General features: G+C 60.5%; 13 protein-coding genes, 1 tRNA gene and 1 pseudogene. 8 read left to right on the top strand and 7 right to left on the bottom strand.

Annotated elements, in window-relative coordinates:
- The first annotated feature begins 284 nt into the window (after window positions 1–284).
- Window positions 285–1,391, top strand: coding sequence for a site-specific integrase (locus IPF76_RS11865; protein WP_293844067.1), 1,107 nt, complete (start codon window positions 285–287; stop codon window positions 1,389–1,391).
- A gap of 584 nt (window positions 1,392–1,975) precedes the next feature.
- Window positions 1,976–2,245: a PEP-CTERM sorting domain-containing protein gene (locus IPF76_RS11870; RefSeq protein ID WP_293844070.1), complete on the top strand. Its 270-nt coding sequence runs from the start codon at window positions 1,976–1,978 to the stop codon at window positions 2,243–2,245.
- Between the two features lie 802 nt (window positions 2,246–3,047).
- On the opposite strand, the gene IPF76_RS11875 is transcribed toward IPF76_RS11870, so the two are convergent.
- Entirely contained in the window at window positions 3,048–3,293 is a 246-nt protein-coding gene (locus tag IPF76_RS11875) for a hypothetical protein (RefSeq protein WP_293844073.1), read from the bottom strand.
- 259 nt (window positions 3,294–3,552) lie between these two features.
- Between IPF76_RS11875 and IPF76_RS11880 the strand changes: the two genes are divergently transcribed.
- The 4 genes and pseudogenes from IPF76_RS11880 to IPF76_RS11895 all read left to right on the top strand — a co-directional run bounded on the left by IPF76_RS11880 (window position 3,553) and on the right by IPF76_RS11895 (window position 7,769).
- Entirely contained in the window at window positions 3,553–3,927 is a 375-nt protein-coding gene (locus IPF76_RS11880; RefSeq protein WP_293844076.1) for a hypothetical protein, read from the top strand.
- 1,186 nt (window positions 3,928–5,113) lie between these two features.
- Window positions 5,114–5,533, top strand: a complete 420-nt coding sequence (locus IPF76_RS11885; protein ID WP_293844079.1) for a PEPxxWA-CTERM sorting domain-containing protein — start codon at window positions 5,114–5,116, stop codon at window positions 5,531–5,533.
- Window positions 5,534–5,817: 284 nt separating this feature from the next.
- Window positions 5,818–6,108 (top strand): annotated as a pseudogene (locus tag IPF76_RS11890) (DUF938 domain-containing protein); the annotation flags it as partial.
- A 101-nt stretch (window positions 6,109–6,209) separates the two neighbouring features.
- The gene (locus tag IPF76_RS11895; RefSeq protein WP_293844082.1) at window positions 6,210–7,769 is read left to right on the top strand and encodes a fatty acid--CoA ligase; all 1,560 of its coding nucleotides are present in this window, start codon (window positions 6,210–6,212) and stop codon (window positions 7,767–7,769) included.
- A 160-nt stretch (window positions 7,770–7,929) separates the two neighbouring features.
- Here the strand turns inward: IPF76_RS11895 and IPF76_RS11900 are convergent, their stop codons facing one another.
- Both IPF76_RS11900 and IPF76_RS11905 read right to left on the bottom strand, forming a co-directional pair.
- A complete protein-coding gene (locus IPF76_RS11900) occupies window positions 7,930–8,547 on the bottom strand; it encodes a glutathione S-transferase family protein (RefSeq protein WP_293844085.1) in 618 nt (205 codons plus the stop codon).
- Window positions 8,544–9,482: a DMT family transporter gene (locus tag IPF76_RS11905; protein ID WP_293844088.1), complete on the bottom strand. Its 939-nt coding sequence runs from the start codon at window positions 9,480–9,482 to the stop codon at window positions 8,544–8,546. Before IPF76_RS11905 ends, IPF76_RS11900 begins: the two co-directional genes overlap by 4 nt.
- Before the next feature lie 92 nt (window positions 9,483–9,574).
- Between IPF76_RS11905 and IPF76_RS11910 the strand changes: the two genes are divergently transcribed.
- Both IPF76_RS11910 and IPF76_RS11915 read left to right on the top strand, forming a co-directional pair.
- Window positions 9,575–9,650 (top strand) — tRNA-Trp (locus IPF76_RS11910).
- Window positions 9,651–9,880: 230 nt separating this feature from the next.
- Window positions 9,881–10,201: a multidrug efflux SMR transporter gene (locus IPF76_RS11915; protein WP_293844091.1), complete on the top strand. Its 321-nt coding sequence runs from the start codon at window positions 9,881–9,883 to the stop codon at window positions 10,199–10,201.
- Here IPF76_RS11915 and IPF76_RS11920 read toward each other — a convergent pair.
- From IPF76_RS11920 to IPF76_RS11935, 4 genes are all read right to left on the bottom strand, one after another.
- Window positions 10,190–10,966 (bottom strand): ABC transporter ATP-binding protein, encoded by a 777-nt coding sequence (locus tag IPF76_RS11920; protein WP_293844094.1) that lies wholly within the window; start codon window positions 10,964–10,966, stop codon window positions 10,190–10,192. The genes IPF76_RS11915 and IPF76_RS11920 overlap by 12 nt on opposite strands.
- Window positions 10,960–11,958 carry an iron ABC transporter permease gene (locus tag IPF76_RS11925; protein ID WP_293844097.1) on the bottom strand — a complete coding sequence of 333 codons (999 nt, stop codon included), beginning with the start codon at window positions 11,956–11,958 and terminating at the stop codon, window positions 10,960–10,962. The genes IPF76_RS11920 and IPF76_RS11925 overlap by 7 nt, the downstream gene beginning before the upstream one ends.
- Complete coding sequence (locus IPF76_RS11930) at window positions 11,955–12,791, bottom strand: ABC transporter substrate-binding protein (protein WP_293844100.1); 837 nt, start codon at window positions 12,789–12,791, stop codon at window positions 11,955–11,957. Before IPF76_RS11930 ends, IPF76_RS11925 begins: the two co-directional genes overlap by 4 nt.
- Window positions 12,792–12,923: 132 nt before the next feature.
- Entirely contained in the window at window positions 12,924–14,777 is a 1,854-nt protein-coding gene (locus tag IPF76_RS11935) for a TonB-dependent receptor (RefSeq protein WP_293844103.1), read from the bottom strand.
- Window positions 14,778–14,793: the final 16 nt, after the last annotated feature.

A 14,793-nucleotide genomic window follows, 5' to 3' on the forward strand; every position in this document is an offset into this window, starting at 1 on the left:
TCTTTCATAGACTTAGCCCCGCGCGTCACCTGCGACCGGCCGATCCGCTAGTTCAGCATCACCAATCCAAGCTGCTGTCGAAGTTGCGTCGCGGCAAGCCTGCACGGCCGTTTTTCCAAAGGCCACAGCGCCGATCCGGCCCTCTGGCACCCATGCCCTCATCAACACCCTGCGCCGTCTGGCGACCCCAATCTATCGATCATTCAAAAGGAAATTCACATGCCTGTTGTTACAATGGACGCCAGTTTCGTTCCACCGCCACTTGCCCGCCGGACAAGCGGAAGGTGGACTACTACTCGGACAAGCTGTCCGGCTTCATTCTCGAAGTCCGGTCGAACGGTGGGAAATCGTTTCACCTCCGATATAAGGACAAGTACGGGCGCCTGCGTCAAATCCGCATCGGTCCGTATCCCGACATCAGCTACGAAAAAGCGAAGCGCGAAGCGTTGAAACGGCGTTCTCGCGTCGTCGTTGGCGAAAACCCGCTGGAGGATAAGCAGGTCAAGCGACAGGTGCCGACCGTCGCCGAACTGTCGGTCCGCTATCTTGCGTATGTTCGCACGTATAAGCGCAGTCATAGCAATGACGAACGGGCGTTACGGCTCCATATCCTACCCCGGTTCGGCAAGATGCGTCTTGATGAGTTACAATCAGAAGCGATTGTGAGCTGGCTCGGATCGAAGGTCGATCAGGGTTTGACGCCCGCGTCGGTCAATTTCCTGCATGTCGTTCTGGGCTACATGTTTAAGCTGGCCAAGCAATGGAAGGTCGCGGGGGCAGCCACAAACCCCTTGGACGATGTGCCGCACTTTAAGATCGATAATGCTCGTGAGCGCTATCTGTCGGCGGCAGAAACGACGCGGGTGAAGGCGGCAATCGAAGCCTGTCCCAATCGTCAGCTTCGATTCATCATCCCGCTGCTGCTCCTGACTGGTGCGCGGAAGCGTGAATTGCTCGATGCTCGGTGGGAGCATTTTGACCTTGAACAGAGGCGCTGGCGAGTTCCACACAGCAGGTCCGGCAAAGCTCGACACGCACCTCTGTCCCAGTCGGCGCTAGACGTTCTGGCTCAACTACCTCGCTGGGATGACTGCCCTTACTTGGTGCCCAACCCGCGAACGAAGAAGCCTTACAAAGACATCTTCTATGTCTGGAACAAGGCGCGGATCGAGGCCGGTCTGCCTGATGTTCGCGTTCATGACCTTCGGCACACCGCCGCGGGCAACATGGTGTCAAATGGGCAGTCCCTGTATGTGGTTGGGCAAGTCCTGGGGCACGCTCGCGTCACCACTACCCAGCGCTATGCACATCTCAGCCAGGAAAGCTTACTAGTCGCTGTGGATGCCGGTGCCGCCGCGACCGGGATCGATTGGGCGAAACCCGCAGCCTGAAGCTTCCACCGGTTCGTCCAGGCCCCTTGATAAGGGTGGTCTGGGCGAACTGCGGAACGAACAGGTGGCGCCTGTCCCGATGCGGAACTCCTGTTAAGAAACCGCTGTTTACATTAACAGGCTGTTAAGTTAGGGGATTGAGAATCAGCGAGTTAGCCGCTGCCGGGGGAAATTTCATGAAAAAACTTTCGATGGTGTTAGCGGCGGGATTGGCTCTGTCGCGCGACTAGCGCGAACGCTGCTACAACGTTTGATACGACAAGCTCGAGCACTGCGACTTGGCAGCCGTTCGGTCGCCCAGACACATCGACTTATGGGCAAACTTTCACTGCCCCAACGGACAATGTGCTCGACTCGTTCTCATTGTTTTTGACGCCAACAGGCGGCGTCGACTTCATGGCCTACCTGTATCTTTGGGATGGAAGCAAAGCGACCGGAACATCACTGTTCTCAAGCAGCATCTTGAATTCGAACAATGGTCCTGAGTTCTCTTTCAACACTGGCGGCATCTCGCTGCTTAGTGGCGCACAGTATGTGGCTTTTCTGACAACTGCTGGGGTTGCAGGTGGGGCACTACCACCACAATGCAAACCGATAATTATCAGGACACTCTGGCTGGTGGAAGCTTCGTCTACTACAATGCCGGCAGCGATTTTGCTGCGCTAACATCGAACAGTTGGAACAAGACGGGCGGAGGAGATGACGTATTCTTCAAGGCATCGTTTTCCGCTGCGGCAGTTCCCGAACCTGAAACTTGGGCATTGATGCTGATCGGCTTGGCTTGTGGCGGCGCGATGCGGTCCGCAAAACGAGGCCGAAGGTCGCCTTTTCCTACGCTTGATTTGCGACCCTGAGAGGAGCCTGAGCGCCGCCGGTCGAAAGGCTGGCGGCGTGCTGCTGTCGGATGCGGCAACGTCAAGTTATACCGGGCGGTTTGGGCGGAGGGCGCGCCCGACGTCGAGGTGCCAAACTATACACTCGTCAGGTCGACGTAATCGGAAATGATGTGTCGTTGTAAACATCAAGCGTGTCGCTTGCTGTGAAGCGCATGCCTGACCGCGAACGGCCCAATTGCTAACGTCCCTGCATCACGCGGTGCAATTTGGTTGCGGGCACTCTACCCTCAGGGATAAGGCTGGTTCCGCAAAAACATGGTTCGGCGGAGCGCAGAACATTGGATGTGACCATCGATAGGCTCAGCGGTTCACTGGGATCGCTGCTGCTGCTTTGGGCTAGAATTGAGCGATCTGCGCGCGCGGAAGTCACTCACCCCAATGGAAGCCTCCCAAAGAGCGCATGGCATCGCCGCGCTATTGGATAATTGGAAAAGCAAAGTGGTTGCCGGTCAGCCTGCGACGTCGTTGTGCCCATCCTTAGCGACCGTGCTTGTGCCGAACTTCAGGCCCCGCTCGACGTTCGTAACGGGCTTTGCCACGGCTTGATTGGCATTTATGGCAGATGAAGAGATGCCTGCAAAACTGCGTTGGGAACTGAACGGCAAGAACGATCAACTCGGGAAGAGTTGCAGGCATCATTCGAATGGCTGTCCAAGGTTCCTGCGCCTTATCGATAATATCCAACCTATCATTGGAGCGCGTTGGAAGTCGGCAATTGATAATACCGAAAACCGTGAATGGTGGCTGACGGAGTTTGCGCTTAGGCCCCAAACGACTGACAGATTTCGCCACTTGCTTGTCGCTTTCGATCGGTCAAATGCGGATCGACGGCTGCAAGCAGGCAATCGTCCAGCGGCAGCAGCGTGCCGCTGAAATGCCACGACCATACTTGCTCGGTCGGCTTTTTGAACGAGGGGTCTCGGCCCGACTTCATATCTCCACTGTCACTGCTGGCCATTTCGCCACCGTATTGGATGATCCCCAACTGGCTCAGTGTCGCAAACAAGCGCGATCACCGTATCGCTGCGCTGAAGGCGTGCGTGGTCATGGCGCTCCCCTGACGAACTTGTCCCATATGGCTTCCTTTCATTCCAACGAAAGGGCCGCACCATCAAACCGTGGGATCAAACACCTAACAAGGGTGGTGAATTCGGCGGTTTCGCGTCGAGCCTTCGTTCCGGCTTTTGGCGGCAAAGCTCCCAAAACCATTTGATATTAAACAAGTTTTTCGTTAATAAATATTAACAATAATTTAAGGAGGTCTTATGAAAAAGCGGTTTCTGGTTGCTTTAGCCCTATCTGCTTCGTTGTTGGGCTCGACGGCCGCGAATGCAGCCTCGATTATTTATACGTTCTCGGGTGACTTTGAAGGCACTTTGGCGGGAGCGGCCTTCTCGACTCCGGCGGTTTTCACTGCCGTTGGTGACACCGACACGTTGTCGATGACGGGCTTAACCAAATACGTGAACCTGACCTCGGTCTCTGCACTAGCGGGTGGAACCACGTACAACATCCTTTCGACCACGCAGTTCTACCTAGGCGGCAATTACGCCGGGCTGTCTTTGGTTCAAACGGCGACGGAGGCGGCGCTTTTTGGCACTGGCCCAGGTTTGCCGGCTATGATGCCGTGTCCAGCTTAGCAACTACGCCCCTGACTGACTATTTTACTGGCCCTGTTAGCTTTAACGGACAAAGGCACGGTCACTTTGTCTTCGTTCTCCAATGGGTCTTTCGGTGCTGTCGCGAATGTTGCCGCAGTGCCGGAACCTGCGACTGGGCCATGATGCTGCTTGGTTTTGGCGCTATTGGCTTGGAGTGCCGCCTGGTGCGAAGACGATACAGACGCAGGTGCGATTTGCTGTCTGATCTCTAAGCATAAGCAAAATTTAACGCCGCTGGTCCCAAAGGCTGGCGGCGTTTTGCTGTCAAACGCAACCTATACCCGATGGGCCTATTCCGGCGGTTCGAAGCAGAACTAGGTGGGATACCTGCATCGCTACGGCCTGATCCGTTGCCGCTCCAATGGCTGGCCCACCGGATACGCTCCCCACGTTCAGTCGAACGGGAAATCCAAGGCTGAGCCCCACAATGAAGTGGCCCATTTCGTGCAGGACTATACCCAGCGGTGCCAACACAGCGCCGCAACTCGCTAGACTGACGAGTTCGCGCCCGACAAATCTGCGCTCGGATGCCGCACCATCGGTAGCCACCTTAAATACCCCCGTTTGCCTGCCTCCGATACTACCTGCTGATGTGGTTTGCAGAATGGCAGCTTACACCCGGTTCGGCCATAGGCGACACTGCTTCGCTGCCCGAAACCGGTCCGGCAGATCGCCTGGCAAATCGGAAAAAAGCGGCCTGCCTGAACCCGATCAAAAGGGGACCTTTGAGATCTAAGCTACCTGCCAGCCAACGACTAATGCATGGACAAAGGTCTGGGAGCGTTAGCAACAGCAGACCTGCAACTTTTCAGAGCTGGTCCGAATACGGGTAGATCTATTTTGTATTGCCGCACAGCTGGCCAAAAATGTTTGCCGCATCGGACAGAACGATCATTTCAGTGTCATGGTTGCACATATCGAATAATTTCGTTGCATCGTGATTTTCATAAAAAATCAATTAGATAGTCGCCAACCCTCGATCGTAGTGAATGCAGAATTAACTATTGCAAATTTGCATATTTCAAAAGGTTTCCCTCATGAAATCACGATATCTCTTAGCGAGCAGCGCGATCGCCGCGAGCCTTCTATCTGCTGTGCCTGCATCAGCTGCTACATTGCTTGATCTAAGCGGATCGAGAAATGCCACACACTCGAAGTCGATCCTGTGATCCCTGATCGTGTGAACAATCAGCCGTTGCTTGGTGGCAGCCAGATCTTTTTTGACAATGTCGCTGGAACATTCAACGGAGTCGCCGGAACCGGAAACATCAACTTCGGCTCAGGCGACATCCTCGCGGCATTGAACATAAATGCTCCCGGGCTGGGATTTACCCAATTTGGCGGGACGGACCTATTTTCGTTCGTTAACGGTCAGCCGGTGTTCAATACGGGAACCTTCAATTTTTCTGGCATAGTAACGGGTCGAAGCACTTTGACCATTTCAGAAGTGTCCGCAGCCGTACCTGAACCCACGACATGGGCGATGATGCTTATTGGTTTTGGTTTTATTGGCGGGGCAATGCGCAGTGCAGCGGAGGCAGAAAGTTACCGTCTCTTACGCCTGACTACCCTCGCAGATGGCTAAAGCGCCGCGAGTGGAAACACTGGCGGCGTTTTGCTGTTGCCGAGAACGGCAGCTATCCACCCCATTTCGGCGATTACGGTGACCGTTCGGTTGGTTGGACGCGGAAATTGCGATCTGGGCGGACGGTGGGCGCGATTTTTGAACCGACTTTACCAAGGCGTGACCACATCGAAACGAGCAATTCGGAAGTCAGGACAGGGTGGGTAGTCGCTGGGTTCTACCGGCCGGACCACAATAGTAGAGCGACTGCCTTGAATTTGCTCGGAATCTCGAAATGACTATCTCATCTGGTGCATATCAGCCCATGGGAGGCGACGCTGGGGCTGTTTGCGGGCGCGGCGCGGTCGCTGGCGCCCGGCACGCCTTTGATCCTATATGGCCCCTATTTCGAACCCGACGTGCCGACGGCGGATAGCAATCTGGCGTTCGATGCCAGCCTGCGGATGCGTGATCCCAAGTGGGGGCTACGCGACGTCGATGACGTCAAGGCGGCCGCTGCAGCGGTCGGGCTGCCCTTTGCCGCACGCCGCGCGATGCCCGCGAACAATCTGATGCTGTGCTTTCGCCGCACCTGATGCCGGTAGCAGGGTAGGTGATCGCCGCTTTACCTGCCGCGCGCAGCCGCTAGCCTTTCCCCAATTGCACGCAAAAGATGCGATTCGAGGAGAGATATTTCATGCCCCGCGACGTTTCGGAGCTTTTCACATTCGACGAATTCCTGACCCATTGGGCCAGCGAGCGCGCCGACCGCGTAGCACTGCGCGAGGAAGATCGCGTTTATACCTATGCCGAACTCGACGAAGCGACCGCGAAGGTCGCCTCGGCGCTGTTCGCAGCGGGGCTGCAAAAGGGCGACCGGATCGCTTGGATCGGCAAGAACAGCGACCTTTATTTCATCCTCTTCTACGGCGCCGCGCGCGCCGGGATCGTGATGGCGCCGATCGGGTGGCGGTTGTCGCCGACCGAATGGGCGTTCATCGTGAACGATACGCAGGCAAAGATGGTGTTCGCCGGACCGGGGTTCGACACGCTCGCCGATCAGCTTGCCGGCAAGCTCGACCATGCGCCCGCCATTGTCAGCTCAGCCGAGGCGCGGGCGATGATGGATGGGGCGGCGCGGACGGCCTTCGCGCCATCGGGCATCGATGATGCAGTGCTCCAGCTCTATACATCGGGCACGACCGGCAATCCCAAGGGCGCGGTGCTGTCGAACCGCAACCTGTTCGCGCTGCGCAAACATTCCAGCGACCTCGACATGCCCTATACCAAATGGGACGACGACGAGGCGGTGCTGGTCGCGATGCCGTGCGCGCATATCGGCGGCACCGGGCTGGGCATCATGGCGCTCGCTGCCGGGCTGCCCGGCGTCATTCTCGCCGAATTCAATCCCGACGGGGTGTTCGACGCGGTCGAGCAGCATGGCGTGACGCGCTTTTTCATGGTTCCCGCGGCGCTGCAATTCCTGCTCATGCACCCGCGCTGCGCCAGCGTCGATTACAGCCGCCTCAAATATATCCTCTATGGCGCCGCGCCGATCCCGCTCGAATTGCTGCGCCAGTGCATCCAGATGTTCGGGGCGCAGTTCATTCAAGCCTATGGGATGACCGAAACCACCGGCACTATCTCGATGCTGCCGCCGGAAGACCATGATCCGGCGGGCAATGCGCGGATGCGCTCGGCGGGCAAGCCGCTGCCGGGGGTCGAGATCAAGATCCTTGGCCCCGATGGCGAGGAGATGCCGGTCGGCGATGTCGGTGAGGTGGTGACTCGGTCGTCGAACAACATGCAGGGTTACTGGAACTTGCCGGAGGCGACCGCCAAGACGGTCAGCGCCGACGGCTGGATCCGCACCGGCGACGCTGGCTACCTCGACGAAGACGGCTATCTGTTCATCCATGACCGGATGAAGGACATGATCATATCGGGCGGCGAAAATATCTATCCCGCCGAAGTCGAAAGCGCGATCTTCGGCCACCCCGCGGTGCAGGAGGTCGCGGTGTTCGGAATCCCCGACGACAAATGGGGTGAGAGCGTGAAAGCCGTTTGCGTCGCCAAGCCTGGCATGACGGTCGAAGAAGCCGACATCATCGCCTGGGCGCGCGACCGCATCGCGCCCTTCAAATGCCCGCGCAGCGTCGATGTCATCGACGCGCTGCCGAGGAACGCGAGCGGGAAAATTCTGCGCAAGGATTTGCGGGCGCCGTATTGGGCGGGGTATGCGCGGATGGTAAATTGATGGTCTGCTAGCGGCCCGAACGCCAGCCGTCGCCCCCGCGAAGGTGAGGCTCGCTGTCGATTTGTGCAGCGACGCACGAATAGGCCGCTTGCGGCCCCTGCCTTCGCTGGAGCGAAGATTGAGGCAATTGTCCGCCCCCACTCTCAAGCCGCCTCAGCCGCTAAACCTTCTGCCGCTCGCGAGCCCGCACAAAACCCTGGCGCGCCAAGCACCGTGCCAGCCACGCCTTGGTTGCCTCGCCGAGCACATCGTCGGCCCCTAGCGTCGTCGCGAGAAACGCAGCATATCCGATCCCAATATCCGCAATCGTGAACCGCTCCGCGACCAGCCACTCGCGCCCGTCGCCCAGCGCTGCCTCGATGCTCTTGGCACGGCCGCCGAAGAAGGCCTTGTAATCGTCGACCGCCTGCGTCAGCCGCCGTTCGGGGGCCTCGACCCGCGTGTAACGGATCATGATTGCAAGCGGGAAGGTCAGCGTCGCGTCGCTGCGGTGCAGCCAGTTGCGATAATCCCAAAAATCGACCTCGTCGCGGCGCACCTCGAGCGGCGTGCCTTCGGCGATGCGTTCGCAGATCGCGGCGGACTCGGTCATCAGCCGCCCGTCTTCGATCCAACCGGGGATCGTCATCAGCGGGTTCACCGCGCGATAATCGGGCTCGAAGGCGCGCGGCGGGAATTTCAGGACGCGCAGGTCGACATCAATCCCGGTCTCCTCGACCGCCCACAGACAGCGCAGCGAACGGGCGTCGGGGCAGTGGTACAAAATCGGACGCGTCATGCGGCAACCTCCTTCGGTCGGTTGATATGGCGGCGATGCTCGCGCCAGGCGATGAACAGCCCCGACGCAACGATCAGCGGCGCGCCGACCCATGTCGTGTCGGCGGGCAGGGTGCCAAAGAACCACCAGCCCGCTGCAATTGCCCAAAGCAGGCTGGAATAATCCATCGGGATCACAACCGCGACGGGGGCGAGGCGCAGCGCGCCGGTCAGCGACAGTTGCGCAACGGCGCCAAGGAAACCCAAGGCGACGAGCAGCAGCCACTCGTGGCCGTTATGCGGCGTGATGACAAAGGGCAGGGCGATGCCCAGCGGAACTATCGACAGCAGGCTGAACCAGAACACGATCGTCGCGGCATGCTCGGTGCGGCCAAGATCGCGCACCGCAATCGTGATCAGCGCGGTCATGATCGCACCCGCCAGCGCGACGAGGGTGCCGACGCCATGTGCGCCGTCGAATCCGCCCGCAAAGCTCGCGAATGGATCGAGCACCACAAGCACGCCGACAAAACCGATGATCACCGCGCTCCAACGCTGCCAACCCGTCGCTTCGCCAAGCAGCAGCGCGGCGAAGATTACCGCAAAGATCGGCACTGACAGGCTGATCGTCGTCGCCTCGGCCATCGGTAGCAGGATCATCGCGCCGAAATTGCACGCCATTCCGGTCAGTCCCATCAGCATCCGCCGCGCGTGCGCGCTGATGCGGTTCGTCCTGAGCGATGCAAAACCCCCGGTCGCCTTTAACCACAGCAGCAGGAAGGGCAGCACCAGCGCCTGCCGCCAGAACAGGCTCTCGACAATATGGATGCCCGCGCGATCGACATATTTGACCACCACGAACATCAGCGACAGGCTGGCCATCGCCAGCAGCCGCAGCGCGATACCGCCGAGGATGTTTTGCGGTGCGGCGGTGGAAGGGGCGATGGCAGATGTCATGCGAATTTGCGCATATCAGGCGGCTGCGCGCGCGCAAGCCGTGATCCCCCTTGCCCCATCCTTGCAATCCGGCTAGTGGCGCACTCCGGCCTAGGGGTATAGCTCAGTTGGTAGAGCATCGGTCTCCAAAACCGAGGGTCGTAGGTTCGAGTCCTACTGCCCCTGCCAGAAACCATTGAAATCGATGAATAGATATTCACCCCTTGCGGGGCGGAAAGCATCGATTCTGTCGTTGGCCCGTTTTCGACACACCCGTTGTTTGAAATGCTGAGATCACCATATCGAGTCCTGTTGCCCCAGCCGGGTCGTAAAATCACCAAGAGGCCACGTCCTCCCTGCGTCATGCGCGGGATTGCAAGTCCGGGATGGCCCGGCGGCCCGATGCAAAGGAGGCTGTCATGGCCTGGATATATCTCGCAATTGCTGGCGCTCTCGAAATCGTCCGGGCGTTTTCGATGAAACAATCGGATGGCTTCACCCGGCTTGGCCCATCGCTGGTGACCCTCGTGGCGGCATTTGCCAGTTTCGCGTTGCTGGCGCTTTCGATGAAATCGCTGCCGTTGGGTACCGCCTATACAATCTGGACCGGGATCGGCGCCGTCGGTGCGTTCGTCGTCGGCATCGCCGTGTTGGGCGAACAGGCGAGCGCGATGCGGATATTCGCTGCGGTGCTGATCGTCAGCGGGCTGGTATTGATGAAATTGTCGTCACCGGCCTGAGCGGCCCACGGTTGTGATTGTCGGCCAAGCGCCGCCGGTATCGACGCGCGCGTCGATACCGTAGACGGCGCACAGCCGCTCGGTGGTCAGCACCTCGGCGGGCGTACCGCAGGCGACGACTCGCCCATCGTCGATCAGTAGCAGCCGGTCGCAATAGCGCGCGGCGAGGGTCAGATCGTGGAGGACTGCGATGACCAGCGCGCCGTCGGCCGCTTCGGCACGGAGCAGGTCCATGACGTCAATCTGGTGGCCGGGGTCGAGGCTGGCGAGGGGTTCGTCGACAATGAGGGCTGGCGCCTCGACGGCCAGGGCGCGGGCGAACAGCGCGCGGGCGCGCTCGCCTCCTGACAATTCGGTCGCGATCCGATCGCGCAGATGGAGCACATCGGCACGTTGCATCGCACGTTCGATTGCTGCGGTATCGGCGTTGCTGATCCGCGACATCGGCGCGAGGTGCGGCAGGCGGCCCAGCCCGACCAACCGTTCTACGGTGAGCGGCCAGTGCAGCAGCTGACCCTGCGGTACATAGGCGATCCGCCGGGCCAGATCGGCGCGCAGCATCGCGGCGACATCGATGCCATCGATGCGAATTTGCCCTGTCACGGGGACGAGCGCGAGCATCGCGCGGGCGAGCGTCGATTTTCCCGCGCCGTTGGGACCAACGATGGCCGTCAGCGTGCCGGGGCCGAATTCGGCGGACACGTCGCGGACGACGGCGCGGCGGCCGAGAGTCACGCCGACCTGGTCGAGGACTATGCTTACCATAGGCGCCGCTCCCGCATCAGGTGAAGCAGGAAGACCGGCACGCCCAAGAAGGCGGTGACGACGCCCAATTTCAACTCGCTCGTCGTTGGGATGATCCGCACCCCCAGGTCGGCGAGAGTCAGCAGAGCCGCTCCCCCGATCGCCGAAGGCAGCAGGATCGCCGACGGGCTACGGTCCGTGAGGGGACGGACCAGGTGCGGTACGATCAACCCGACAAAGCCGATTGCGCCCGCCACCGCCACCGCGCCGCCCACGCCGATGGCGGTGCCAAGCAGCAGGCGCAGGCGGGTGCGTTTAAGGTCGGTCCCCAGCGCCTGCGCCGCGTCTTCGCCGAGCGTCAAGGCATCGAGTGCGCGGCCGTCCCACAACAGCATCGTGCTGCCAACCGCGATGCAGGGCAGCGCGACCCACAAATGATCGAACGATCGATTTTCGAGGCTGCCGAGTAGCCAGGTCATGATCTCCATTGCCGCAAACGGATTCGGCGACAGGTTGAGAGCCAGGCTGATTCCGGCGCCCGCCAGCGTCGCGACGGCGAGACCGGCGAGGATGAGGGTGAGCGGGCTTTCGGCGTTGCCGGACAACAGGAACAACAGTCCCAGCGATAGGAGGGCGCCGCCGATGGCGAGCAGCGGCAAAACCGCCGGATGGATCTGCGCAAGACCAAAATATAGGGCTGCCACCGCGCCGAGCGCCGCCGCGTTCGATGTCCCGAGCACCGATGGTTCGGCGAGCGGGTTGCGCAAATAGCCTTGTAGCGCGGCGCCGGCGAGGCCGAGCATGGCGCCGACGGCAAGCGCAAGCAGAGCCCGCGGTAGGCGCAGGTCGAAGAGAATGATCGACGCGATATGGTCACCGTTGCCGGTCGCGGCAGCGAAGAGCCGGCCAAGCGACAGATTGACGGCCCCTACCAATAGGGAGGCGATCGCCGCGACGACTGCCAGCGCTGCCAAGACTCCAATCAGCAAGGGACGTGAGACGGAGCGTTTCATCGCGCGTCCCCGTCGTGCCGCGCGATCTGCGCGGCGATGCTGCGCGCCGCCTTGGTGTAGGCGGGGCCGCCGCAGACCGTCCAAGCCTCCGGCACCACGATCCGCGGGATGTCCGACAGGGCGGGATGGTGGAGCATTTCGCTGCCCTGATCGTCGATGATGGTGGTGGCGCGCTCGACGATCAGGAAATCGGGGCGTGCGGCGACCATTTCTTCAAGACTCAGTTGCGATAGTGGCGGTTTGCCGAGCTTGCCGGCCAGATTGACCAGCCCGACGCGCGCCATGATCTCGTCAACCAGCGTTTCGGTGCCGGTCAGATAGCCGCGCCGCTGATAATAAGCGGCGACGCGACCGCGTCCCGGTTTCGGCATGTCGCCAAGTTCGTGCTCCATTCGGGCGATCAAAACTGTACCACGTGCGGGATGGCCGACGGCGGCAGCGGTCTGGTCGATGGTGCGATAGATTTGATCGAGCCGGTTCGCGGTTTCCAGATCGAGCCATGAATAGCGGTCCGATGGCAATGCCGTCAGCGCTGCGCTGCCGCTGGCCGGCATGCCGACGACCAGATCGGGATCGATCGCTAATATCTGTTCGGCCGAGTTGCTGAGCAGCTTCAGCCCCTGCGCCGCCGCGGCCGCGTCCGACATGCCTGGATCGACGGCGTTGCGCGTCAGTCCGGCGATCTGGTGGCCATCGGCAAGCGCAAGGACGAGCTGGTCGGTGCAGAGATTCATCGAGACGATGCGCTGGGGCTTTTCGGCTGGCGCAGGAACACGGCTGATCACCGTCGCGGACAGGGCGCCCGCGATCGCGACCGATGCGGTCGCGGTCATGGCCAGGAGGCGGATCGACGCAATCAACTTGCCGCTGCTCGCGGCGTCAAGCGACGCTTGCTTTGCGTACCGGTCATGCTTCGTCTCCCATCCAGACGGCGCTGCCGAGCTTAACCGACAGCGCCCCCTTCATCAGAACCGCGCCCGAATGCCGCCATAGGCGGCGCGGCCATAGGTGCCATAATTGAACGCTGTCGCATAATCGGCGTCGAGCAGATTATCGATGCGGCCGTAAAGTTCGACGCGCTCACTGACGGCGAAAGCGGCGCGCACCCCCGCGAGCGCGTAACCATCGAGCCTCACCGTATTTGCGGCATTATCGAAACTGTCGCCGACCATCGTGATCGTCGCGCCGGTCGATAGCCCGAACGACCAGTCATAGTCGGCTGACAGGCTGACCGCATGTTCGGCGCGGCGGGGAAGGCGCTTACCCTCGAAGGCTGGACGCCCCGACCGGTCGCGTGCATCGGTGTAGCTGTAGGATGCGGTGACGTTCAGCGCGTCGACGGGCCGCAACGCCAGCGTAGCCTCGACGCCCTTGGCGCGAGTGTGGTCGATATTGCCATAGGCGAAGGTCGCATTGTCGTAATTGATCTGGTTGATGGTGTTGCGCAGGAATGCGGTCAGCGAGATCATCGCCCGGCCATCCGCCAGACTCTGGTCGATGCCGAGGTCATAGCTTTTGGACTGCTCGGGGCGCAGCGCCGCATTGCCGCTGAAACTGTCATAGAGCTGGTACAGCGACGGCGCCTTGAAACCTTCGCCATAACTCAGGCGGATATTGGTCGCGCCCTCATTGGGCGAATAATTGGCGTTGGCGCCGAAGGTCGTCGCACCGCCGAACTGGCTGTGATCGTCGTGGCGGATCCCGCCGGTCAATGAGAAACCGGCCACCGGCTGAACGATTCCGAGGGCATAGACGCTGTCGATGTTGGCACGCGCAGTGTCGGTCGAACCAAAGCCGAAGAAGTCGTAATCGGGGCGCTCATGCTCGTATCCGAAGATCAGCTTCGCTTGTGCGGCCGGGCTCACCACGCCCTGATATTCGAAGCGGAGGTTGGTTCCCGAATAGCCATAATCGGGTGCCGTGCCGCGCACGAAATAATAATCGCGCTCGTTGCGCAGCCAGGTCACCGCGGCGCGGCTGGTGAAGCGCCCGTCGAACAGGCCGAGGTTGACGCCCGCATAACCGACATATTGATCGAGCTTTGCGACGTCGCCGCTATCTGCGGGCGCACCAAAAAAGCTGTCATAATCGAGATCGGCGTTGATGTAATAGCCGCGCAGGTCGAGGCTCAGCGCGTCGGTGAACGCGATTTTTAATCGCGCGTTGCCAGCGAAATTCTTATATCCGTCGCGCTCGGTGCCGACCGTCGCCGACGAGATCCCGTCGGTGCGGAAATAGGCGCCGCCGATGCCGCCCGACACGGAGCCGGCCGTGGCTGACATATCGGCCTTGGCGTTGAGCGTATCGCTGTAGCCATATTCGGCCGCAGCATTGGCGGCGAAACCCTCTGCGGGGGTCGCGGTCATCAGGCTGACGACACCGCCGATCGCCTGGCTGCCGTGGACGACCGAGTTCGACCCTCGCAGCACCTCGATCCGGCTGATGTTGCCGGTCAGCAGATGACCGAAATCATAACCGTCGCCGATGCCGCTGGGGTCGTTGATCTTCACCCCATCGATCAGGACCAAAGTCTGCGTTGTTTCCGCCCCGCGGATCGAGATGCCCGCGACCGAGCCGGTGCTGCCGGTGCGGCTGAAGCGGACGCCGGGGGTGGTTGCGAGCATGTCGACGACATCAGTCGTCTGCCGCCTTTCGATGGTTTCGGCGTCGATCACGGTAATCGCCTGACCCACCTCGTCGCGCGATTGTGCGATGCCCGATGCGGTGACGACGATATCGTCCGAATTGCGAATTTCCTGCGCAGCGACGGGCGTCGCAGCGACAAGGGCTAAAAGAGAAATGCTCGAATATTTCAACATGGGAGACTCCCGCACG

The organism is Sphingopyxis sp. (assembly GCF_016704835.1).
GTDB lineage: Bacteria > Pseudomonadota > Alphaproteobacteria > Sphingomonadales > Sphingomonadaceae > Sphingopyxis.